Raw genomic sequence first — 9,485 nt, 5'->3', positions numbered from 1 at the left:
AAGCCACAGAGCAAAGCCACAGAGCAAAGCCACAGAGCAAAGCCACAGAGCAAAGCCACAGAGCAAAGCCACAGAGCAAAGCCACAGAGCAAAGCCACAGAGCAAAGCCGACACCATCACTGTCGGAGCCGCAGAGCCCGCGCCTGCTCTTCCCCTTGCGCACCAGCCCACTGTCAAAGGGTGGACATGGGTGGGATGGCGGCATACGAGCTTATTTGGGTGAAGGCGCATTGCTTGCGTGGCACTGCCTCGCATGCGACTGAACGCACAGCCGCCAGCGGCTGGGCCGGGCCGCGGAGCGGGACTTGCAGCGGGTCCCGACACCCCACCCATGCCCGCCCAAACCAGCGCAAACGCAAACCCCAGCCGTGGCTCTGCTCCAGCTCTGCAGCTCTGCAGCTCTGTAGCTCTGTAGCTCTACAGCAAAAAAAACGGGCGCCGAAGCGCCCGTTCTTTCATCTCAGCAAAGCGCGATGAAAAGCCTCACCACACCTTGACCCGCTTCTCCGGCGCCAGATACAGCTTCTGGCCTTCCTTCACCTCGAAGGCCGGATACCACGCATCCAGATTGCGCACCGTCAACGCACGGAACTGCCCCGGCGCATGCACATTCGTCAACAGCGAATTACGCAACGCCTGCTCGCGCGCCTTGCTGCGCCACGCCTGCGCAAAGCCCAGGAAGAACCGCTGATCCGGCGTAAAGCCCTCCAGCGTCTGGCCCGGCTTGCCCTGCAACGACAACTGATACGCGTCGTAGGCCGTCGACAGACCCGCCACGTCCGCAATGTTCTCGCCCAGCGTCAAACGACCATTCACCGACACCCCGGGGAACGGACTGTAGCTGCTGAACTGCGCCGCCAGCGCATCGCCGGCCGCGTTGAACTTCTTCAGATCTTCCGCCGTCCACCAGTTCTGCAGCTTGCCCGTCTCATCGAACAGCGCACCGGCGTTGTCGAAGCCGTGGCTGATCTCATGGCCGATCACCGCACCGATCGCACCGTAGTTCACCGCATCATCGGCCGCACCGTCGAAGAACGGCGGCTGCAGGATCGCGGCGGGGAACACCAGGCGGTTTTCCAGCGGCACGTTCATCGCATTGATGGTCTGCGGCAGCATCGCCCACTCGCTGTGGTCCACCGGCTTGCCCAGCTTGGCGATGTTGCGACGGTACTCGAACAGCTCTGCACGCTCGGCATTGCCCAGCGCGTCATCGCGCTTGATCTCCAGGCCCGTGTAATCGCGCCACTTGTCCGGGTAGCCCATGCCCACCGTCAGGCCGTCGACCTTGGCCTTGGCACGCGCCTTGGTCTGCGGCGACATCCACGCCAGCGCATCGATGCGCTTGGCGAAGGCGGCAATGATGTTCTTGGCCATCTCGTCCGCACGGGCCTTGGTGGCCGGGTCGAAATGACGCTCGACGTACAGCTTGCCGATCGCTTCACCGACGGCATGGTTGCTGTCATCCACCGCACGCTTCCAGCGTTCGCTCTGCTGGGGGGTGCCGTTGAGCGTGGTGCCGTGGAAGGCGAAGCGCGCATCGGCGAACGACTTGGGCAGGTACGGGGCGGCGCGGTCCAAAGCATGGAAGGCGAGGTAGTCCTTCCAGACTTCCAGCGGCTCGGTCGCGACCAGGCGCGAAATGCCGGCCACGGCCTTGGGCTGCCACACGATGAAGTCCTGCTGGGCGTCCAGGCCGGCCGAGGCCAGGAAGGCGCTCCAGTCCATGCCCGGCGCCTTGGCGCTCAGGTCGGCCTGCTTCCAGGCGTTGGCGCCCTTGGCGACGTCGTTGGTGTCTTCCTGGGTGGCGTGGGCCTGGGCGATCTTGGTCTCCAGCGCGAGGATGCGCTGCGCCTTGGCCGCCGGATCGGCGACGCCGGCCAGTTGCAGCACCTGGGCGATATACGCCTGGTACTGCTTGCGGATCTCGGCCATGCGGCCGCCCTGCAGGTAGAAGTCGCGGTCCGGCAGGCCCAGGCCGCCCTGCACCAGGTAGGGCGCGGTGCGGTCCGGCTGCAGCAGATCCACCGAGACCCACACGCCGAACAGGCGGTCGGTGTAGAAGTTGGTGGCGTTGAGCAGGTCCACATCGGCGCGCAGGGTGCCGCCCAGCGCGGTGGCCAGCGCGGCCTTGTCGCCGATGCCCGCGATGGCGTCCAGCGCTGGCTTGACCGGGGCGGCACCGCGTGACTCGATGCCGGTCTCGTCCATGAAGGCGGCGTAGTAATCGCCGATCAGCTTGGTCTCGCCCTCGGCCTTGGTATCGGCCGCGGCGCCTTCGAGGATCGCGCGGGTGTCGGCCAGGGTCTTTTCGGAAATGACGTTGAAGCTGCCGTAGCTGGAACGGTCGGCCGGGATCTCGGTGTTCTTGACCCAGGTGCCGTTGGCGAAGCCGAAGAAGTCATCGCCGGCGGCGATGCTGCGGTCCATGCCGGTGGCGTCGAAGCCGAAACTGCCGAGCTGCGGCTTGGGCGCGGCCGGTTCGGCCGGAGCGGCGTCGGGCGCGGCCGCGGCCGGCGCAGTCGCCTGGCGGTCACAGGCGGCCAGGCTCAGCGACAGGCTGGCGGCAATGGCGAGCATCAGGGTGGGGCGGCGCAGCTTGGACATTGAGCTTCTCTGCAACGGAAACATCCAAGTCTAATCCTGTCCCGGGCGCACGGTTATGCCGGCTTCGGCGGCATCGGGTACCGGATCTGCCCGTCCCCGGATTCACCGAGGTGAACGGCCTATTGTGGTGCTTCCCGTCCTGCGCGTGCTCGTGCATGCTGGTACGGCACGGATTCCGCGCGCGCCCGTCGGCGCCCGCGTGACGATCATGGCGTCAAGAATCCCGGGCAGCGGCCGCTCAGGTTTGGGGAAACCAGGAAGCGTGTACAGATGAAGTCAGCCTGTCGTTCGGGAAAAGGGTTGCGATGCCCGCGTTGAACCGTGCCCTGGCGCGGCCACTGCGGACGTTCGTGTGGCTGGGGGTTTCCCTGGGCGCGCTGCTGGCTGCCGGGCTGGTGGCGACACTGGTCAATGATGGCCAGCGCCGACAGGAAGCCGCGCAGCGCCAGAGTTCGGCCCTGGCGACCGGCGCCCAGCGCCTGCTGCGGCTGGAGCTGCGCAATCTGGAGCGGGTGATGCAGGGCATTTCCCGGGATGGTGCGCTGCTGTTCCAGCGCGTGCCGGCGCAGGCTCCCGATCTGCTCGATGCCAGCATCGCCGGCGCCCTGCAGCGGCATGCAGAACTGCACAGCATCGTGGTGGTCGACCAGTACGGGCGCGCCCTGACCAGTGGCAGTGGCGACCTGCAGCTGCCGTTATGGGCGGTGGATGACAACCGCGGCCACGGCAGCCAGGTGTTCCTCGGCCCGCCCCAAGCGCTGGATGCCGCGCAGTGGATCCTGCCGCTGGCGCTGCCCATGGGCGGCGACCGCTGGCTGCTGGCGCGGCTGCGCACGGCCGAACTGCAGTCGATCATCGGCGGTATGGACACCGGCGATGCCGGCGTGATCTCCATCACCGACCCGCATGGCTATGTGCTGGCGCGCAGTCCGGACCCGGCCGGGGTGGTGGGGCGTCGTTTCGGCCTGGCCAAGCGCGAGCTGCTGCGCCGGGACGCGTTGACCCCACTGGGGACCGAGATCAGCGCGGTCGATGGCATCGAGCGGATTTCCAGCCTCAGCACGCTGGCGCAGTACCCGCTGGCGGTCTACGCCGGGTTGGGCCGGCGCGATGTGCTGGCAGCATGGTGGCCGTATGTGCAGGCCTCGATCGGCGTCTACCTGCTGTACTGGGCGCTGTTCGGCGCGGTGTATGTGAGCCTGCGCCGTGCCACCCGCGATCAGGACACGCTGAGCGAGGAGCTGCGCACCGGCCATGCCGAACTGCGCATGGCGCACCAGGTCGGCAAGGTCTGCACCTGGTACGTGGATGAGGATGCCTGCCTGCTGCGCTGGTCACCGCTGGCGCGCGAGATTTTCGGCATCGACATCGAGAGCCTGCCGGTCGCCGATTTCTTCGCACGCGTGCACCACGAAGATACCGTACGCATGCAGCAGGCCTTCGACGCCGCGTTTGCCGGCAGCGGCGTGCTCGATGAAATGTTCCGCCTGGTGTTGCCGGGGGGCGCGATCCGCTGGGTGTCCGCGCGTGGCCAGCGGGTGGCGGTGGTGGACCGTGAGCGCCGCATGATCGGTGCATTGACCGATGTCAGCGAGCGGGTCGATGCGCTGGCCAGGGTGCAGCAGGCCGAGCGGCAGTTCCGGCTGCTGTTCGACCGCAACCCGGCGCCGTTCTGGGTGTTCGATCCGGACACGCTGCGCTTCCTGGAAGTCAACGAAGCGGCGGTGCGCCAGTACGGCTACAGCCGCGATGAATTCCTGGCGATGAGCATCCTGGATATCCGCCCGCGCGAAGGCTGGGAGGAGATCCGCGGGGCGATTGCACAGGCCCGCATCGGCGACGTGCAGGATGCGCAGGTGCGCCTGCACCAGCGCAAGGACGGCACCGTGTTCGAGGTCCGCGCGCATCTGGCCCGGCTGGATTTCGACGGGCGCCAGGCCTGCCTGGTGCTGGCCGAGGATGTCAGCGAGCGGTTGGCCTACGAGCGCGATCTGGCGTATCACGCCACCCACAACCCGGCGACCGGCCTGCTCAATACGCGTGCGCTGGCCGCGCAGCTGGACGAGGAGGGCGGGGCGTACACCATTGCCTACGTGCAGTTCCGTGGCCTGCAGCTGGTCGCCGATACGCTCGGCCGGGAGGTCGGCGACGTAGTGCTGCAGGCGATGGCCAAGCGCCTGGGCGGGCTCGGCGTGCGCTATGGGCTGCTGGCCTTCCAGCCGGCCGAGGATTTCATCTTCGCCATCCGCGACGACCATCAACGCCAGACTGCGCTGGATACGCTGGTGCAGACCGTCTCCGAGCCGGTGCGCGGGCAGGACTGGCTGCATCAGTTCGAGCCGCGTATTGGCGTGGCGGTCAAGGCCGACACCGACACCAGCACCGCCGAGCAGGTGATCGGCATGGCCGCGCAGGCCGCGCATGCGGCGCGCGACGAAGGCAACGTGATCGCTTGGTATGACGCGACGGTGAGTTCACGCTTGTCCGAACGCCTGCGCCTGGCCGGGCGCATCCACAGCGCGATCGACACCGAGTTCGAGCTGTATTACCAGCCGATCTGCCACGCAGGCGACAGCAGTCCAGCCGCGCTGGAAGCCCTGCTGCGCTGGCCGCAGGCCGACGGCAGTTTCATTCCACCGGGTGAGTTCATCCAGCTGTGCGAAGACACCGGCCTGATCCTGGCGCTGGGCCGCTGGGTGATCCGCGCCGCCGCGCAGGCACAGCGGCAACTGGTCGATGCCGGCTGGGACCTGCCGATCGCGGTGAATGTCTCGGCGGTGCAGTTCTTCAACAGCGACCTGGTGGCCGAGTTCACCCGCGCCAGCCAGGAATACGGGCTGGCCCGCGGTGCGCTGCAGGTCGAGCTGACCGAGAGCAGCCTGATGCGCAAACCCGGCCAGGCCAAGCAGACCATGCAGCGGCTGCACGAGCAGGGCATCTGCATCTCGCTGGACGACTTCGGTACCGGCTATTCCAATATGTCCTACCTGCAGCACCTGCCACTGGACATCCTCAAGATCGACCGCAGCTTCGTGGCCGACGTGGAAACCAATCCGCGTAATGCCTCGATCTGCCGTGCACTGCTGTCACTGGGGCACAGCATGGGCCTGACCATCATCGCCGAAGGCGTGGAGACCCCCGGGCAGCACCAGTGGCTGGCTGCGCACGGCTGTGACCAGGTGCAGGGCTATCTGCTCGGCCGCCCGATGCCGCTGGCCAACGTCATCGCGCAGTTGGAGGCGGTGGAGGCGTAGTGCGCCGGGCGTTGCCCGGCCGCCGCCACGCATCATCCGCCCAGAGCTTCCACCAGGTAGTCGATGAAGCTGCGCACCTTCGGCGCCAGATGGCTGCGGCTGGTGTATACCGCATGGATGCCGATGCCCGGCACCGTCCACTCCGGCAGGACGCGCTCCAGCCGCCCGTCGGCGAGCGCGTCGGCGACCAGGAAATCCGGCTGCACGATGATGCCCATCCCGGCGATCGCGGCCTCGCGCAGCACATCGCCGTTGTTGGCACGCACACCGCCACGTACCGGCACGGAGACCTCCCCGCGTGGCCCCTGCAGCTGCCACGCATCCCCGCCGCCCCAGTAGCTGTACTGCAGGCACTCGTGCGCGGCGAGATCTTCGGGTTGCTGCGGCCGGCCATGCGCGTCCAGATATGCCGGCGCCGCGCACAGGCTGATCTGCGCGTCGGCCAGCTTGCGGGCGATCAGTGCCGGGCTGGGCTGGCGGGTGATGCGGATCGCCACGTCGTAGCCTTCTTCGACCATGTCCACCAGGCGGTCGGACAGCGACAGGTCCAGCTCCACCTGCGGGTAGCGCGCGCGGTAGCCGGCCAGCAGCGGGCCCAACCGGGCGATGCCATAGCTGACCGGCGCGTTGATGCGCAGCCGCCCCGAGGGCTCCAGGGCCTGCGCGCTGATGCCGGCCTCCAGCGCATCGAACTCGGCCAGCAGCCGCACGCACTCGGCGTAATAGGCCGCGCCCGTGCTCGTCGGGCTCACGCGGCGGGTTGTACGGTTGAGCAGCCGGGTCGAGAGGCGCTTTTCCAGCGCGGCGATCTGCCGGGTCACTCCCGCGGTGGACAGGTCCAGGGCCTGCGCGGCGGCACTGAAGCCGTTGCGCTCGACCACGGCGACAAACACACGCATGGCATCCAGAGTGTCCATTGTTTCTATTTCCGAAATAAACAGCGTCGATACATCGTATTTATTGGTAAGGCTGCGCGCAATAAGCTCAGGGCCGTCGTCGCGCTATTGGAGTCCGTGATGTCCCGCTTGCCCTCCCTGTATATCTCCCACGGCTCGCCGATGACCGCGCTCAACCCCGGTCTGGTCGGCGAGCGCCTGGCGGCCCTGGCGGCGCGCCTGCCGCGTCCGCGCGCGATCGTGATGGCCTCGGCGCACTGGCTGACCCATCAGCCGGCGGTGGGCGGGCATGCCCAGCCGCCGACCCTCCATGATTTCGGCGGTTTTCCGCAGGCGCTGTTCGATCTGCAGTACCCGGCGCCGGGCGACCCCGCGTTGGCGCAGGAGATCGCGCAGCGGCTGACCGCGGCCGGCCTGCCGACCGCGATCGACCCGCAGCGCGGTCTCGACCACGGTGCCTGGGTGCCGCTGCGCTTTCTGTACCCGCAGGCGGACATCCCGGTCGTACCGCTGGCGATCCAGCCCCTGCTCGGGCCGGCCCATCAGTTCGCACTGGGCCGCGCGCTGGCACCGCTGCGCGAGCAGGGCGTGCTGTTGATCGGCTCAGGCAGCATCACCCACAACCTGCACGATTGGCGCAGCTACCCGGACGGCAAGGAAGCGCCGTATGTGCGGCCCTTCATCGAGTGGGTGGAACAGCGCCTGCAGGCCGATGACAGTGCCGCCTTGCTGGACTATCGCCGTCAGGCCCCGTACGCCGTGCAGGCGCACCCGAGCGACGAGCACCTGCAACCGCTGCACGTCGCGATGGGCGCGGCCGGTGGCGATGCGCTCGGCGCGCAGCGTATCGATGCCGGGATTGATGCCGGCTTCCTGGCGATGGACATCTATCGCTTCGACGGCGCCGACGCGCAGCAGCGCGCCGCATGAGTGCCGTGCTGTCCGCGAACTGAGCCTGGCGCGCCCCGCGCATTCGCGTGGCGGCGCACGTGTGGTACGTTTTTTCCTGTTTCCGGCGCCGGCTGCCTGCAGCCTCCCCCGCGCTGCTTACTGGAAAATGCATGCATACCATTGAAGTCGTCCTGGCGATGCTGGTGGCGGTGGTCGCCAGCGGCTACCTGGTCCGCGTATTGCCGTTGTCGCTGCCGCTGCCGCTGGTGCAGATCGGGCTGGGCGCGGTCATAGCCGGGGTGTTCAACCGCGGCCACGCGCTGGAGCCGGAGATGTTCTTCCTGCTGTTCCTGCCGCCGCTGCTGTTCCTGGATGGCTGGCGCATCCCCAAGCAGGGCCTGTTCCGCGATAAAGGCGTGATCCTGGAGCTGGCCTTCGGGTTGGTGGTGTTCACCGTGATCGGGGCCGGCTTCCTGATCCATTGGATGATCCCGGTGATGCCGCTGGCGGTGGCGTTCGCGCTGGCCGCGATCATCTCGCCGACGGACCCGGTGGCGGTCAGTTCGATCGCCTCGCGCGCGCCGATCCCCAAACGGCTGATGCACATCCTGGAAGGCGAGTCGTTGCTCAACGATGCCTCCGGCCTGGTCTGCTTCCGCTTCGCCGTGGCGGCGGTGATGACCGGCTCGTTCTCGCTGGCGACCGCCTCGCTGACGTTCCTGTGGGTGGCCGTGGCCGGGCTGGCGATCGGTGTCGCGGTGACGCTGGGCGTGTCCACCTTCCAGCGCTGGCTGTGGCGGCGCTTCGGCGAGGAGCCGGGCGCGGCGCTGCTGGTCAACCTGTTGATTCCCTTCGCGGCCTACCTGCTGGCCGAAGAGTTCAACGCCTCGGGCATCCTCTCGGCGGTCGCTGCGGGCATCACGATGAGCTATGTGGAACTGAGCGGCCGCGTGTCCGGCAGCATGCGCGTGCAGCGCGCGGCCGTGTGGAACATGCTGCAGTTCAGCTTCAACGGCATCATGTTCGTGCTGCTCGGCGAGCAGCTGCCGGGCATCGTGGAGCGCGCGATCAAGACGGTCAGCGAAAGCGGGCATCACAGTGCGTGGTGGCTGCTGGTCTACGTGGTGGTGATCAATCTGGCGCTGGTACTGCTGCGCCTGGCCTGGGTGTGGCTGTCGCTGCGCTGGAGCCTGCTGCGCGCGCGCCATCGTGGCGAGGCGCGGCAGGGCACGTCCTGGCGGATCGTGGTGGCCACCTCGGTGGCGGGTGTGCGCGGTGCGATCACCCTGGCCGCGGCGGTGATCCTGATCTCGCTGGTCGGCGCCAGCATCGCGCTGCCCCGCCTGCTCAAAGGGCTGGAACTGCCGGCCGATTCGGGCGAACGCAAGGAAGAGGATCTTGCCCGCAAGCTCGCCGCCAAGGCCGCGCTGGCCGGTGTGGAGCGCACGCGCCAGCAGCTGGTGCAGAACCAGACCACCGAGAACGTGCAGCTCTACAACGACGCCGCCTCACGGGTGAGCCTGCTGTACCAGCGCAACCTGGAGAAGGACGCCGGGCCGGATGCCGATCCGGACAAGGTGAAGCGGATGGAGCAGGGCTACCGCCAGCTGCGCACCGCCGGGCTCACCGCCGAGCGCGAAGAGCTGTTCCGCCTGACCCGGCGCGGCAAGATCTCCGATGAGATCTCGCGCAGGCTGATCCGCAATCTGGATCTGCTGGAGACGCGGCAACGCGATTGAGGCCGCACCGTGCCACGGGTGGAGCCACCCCATGGGTGGCTGCGCGGACCCACTGGAACCCACGCGTCCGGGACGAAGGGCAGCCACCCATGGGGTGGCTC

At 67.8% G+C, this 9,485-nt stretch carries 5 protein-coding genes; 3 read left to right on the top strand and 2 right to left on the bottom strand.

Annotated elements, in window-relative coordinates:
• Nucleotides 1-483: 483 nt before the first annotated feature.
• The gene (locus QMX81_RS19455; RefSeq protein ID WP_282263940.1) at nt 484-2,604 is read right to left on the bottom strand and encodes a M13 family metallopeptidase; all 2,121 of its coding nucleotides are present in this window, start codon (nt 2,602-2,604) and stop codon (nt 484-486) included.
• Nucleotides 2,605-2,909: 305 nt separating this feature from the next.
• Here QMX81_RS19455 and QMX81_RS19450 point away from each other — a divergent pair, with 305 nt between their 5' ends.
• Complete coding sequence (locus QMX81_RS19450) at nt 2,910-5,858, top strand: EAL domain-containing protein (RefSeq protein WP_282263938.1); 2,949 nt, start codon at nt 2,910-2,912, stop codon at nt 5,856-5,858.
• Nucleotides 5,859-5,890: 32 nt separating this feature from the next.
• Here QMX81_RS19450 and QMX81_RS19445 read toward each other — a convergent pair whose 3' ends face one another.
• Nucleotides 5,891-6,775 carry a LysR family transcriptional regulator gene (locus QMX81_RS19445; RefSeq protein ID WP_121042429.1) on the bottom strand — a complete coding sequence of 295 codons (885 nt, stop codon included), beginning with the start codon at nt 6,773-6,775 and terminating at the stop codon, nt 5,891-5,893.
• A gap of 99 nt (nt 6,776-6,874) precedes the next feature.
• Here QMX81_RS19445 and QMX81_RS19440 point away from each other — a divergent pair, with 99 nt between their 5' ends.
• Both QMX81_RS19440 and QMX81_RS19435 read left to right on the top strand, forming a co-directional pair.
• Nucleotides 6,875-7,684 carry a class III extradiol ring-cleavage dioxygenase gene (locus QMX81_RS19440; RefSeq protein WP_152153021.1) on the top strand — a complete coding sequence of 270 codons (810 nt, stop codon included), beginning with the start codon at nt 6,875-6,877 and terminating at the stop codon, nt 7,682-7,684.
• A 131-nt stretch (nt 7,685-7,815) separates the two neighbouring features.
• The gene (locus tag QMX81_RS19435; protein WP_282263935.1) at nt 7,816-9,384 is read left to right on the top strand and encodes a Na+/H+ antiporter; all 1,569 of its coding nucleotides are present in this window, start codon (nt 7,816-7,818) and stop codon (nt 9,382-9,384) included.
• Nucleotides 9,385-9,485: the final 101 nt, after the last annotated feature.

The sequence above is a fragment of the Stenotrophomonas sp. PS02301 genome (assembly GCF_029959485.1).
Taxonomy (GTDB): domain Bacteria; phylum Pseudomonadota; class Gammaproteobacteria; order Xanthomonadales; family Xanthomonadaceae; genus Stenotrophomonas; species Stenotrophomonas maltophilia_Z.
Note: the sequence above shows the minus strand (reverse complement) of the source record. Positions and strands in the feature narration are given on the sequence as shown.

Bases quoted from the DNA above. Each gene is read 5' to 3' on its own strand.
- QMX81_RS19455 (WP_282263940.1), bottom strand. From the start codon at position 2,604: ATGTCCAAGCTGCGCCGCCCCACCCTGATGCTCGCCATTGCCGCCAGC.
- QMX81_RS19450 (WP_282263938.1), top strand. From the start codon at position 2,910: ATGCCCGCGTTGAACCGTGCCCTGGCGCGGCCACTGCGGACGTTCGTG.
- QMX81_RS19445 (WP_121042429.1), bottom strand. From the start codon at position 6,775: ATGGACACTCTGGATGCCATGCGTGTGTTTGTCGCCGTGGTCGAGCGC.
- QMX81_RS19440 (WP_152153021.1), top strand. From the start codon at position 6,875: ATGTCCCGCTTGCCCTCCCTGTATATCTCCCACGGCTCGCCGATGACC.
- QMX81_RS19435 (WP_282263935.1), top strand. From the start codon at position 7,816: ATGCATACCATTGAAGTCGTCCTGGCGATGCTGGTGGCGGTGGTCGCC.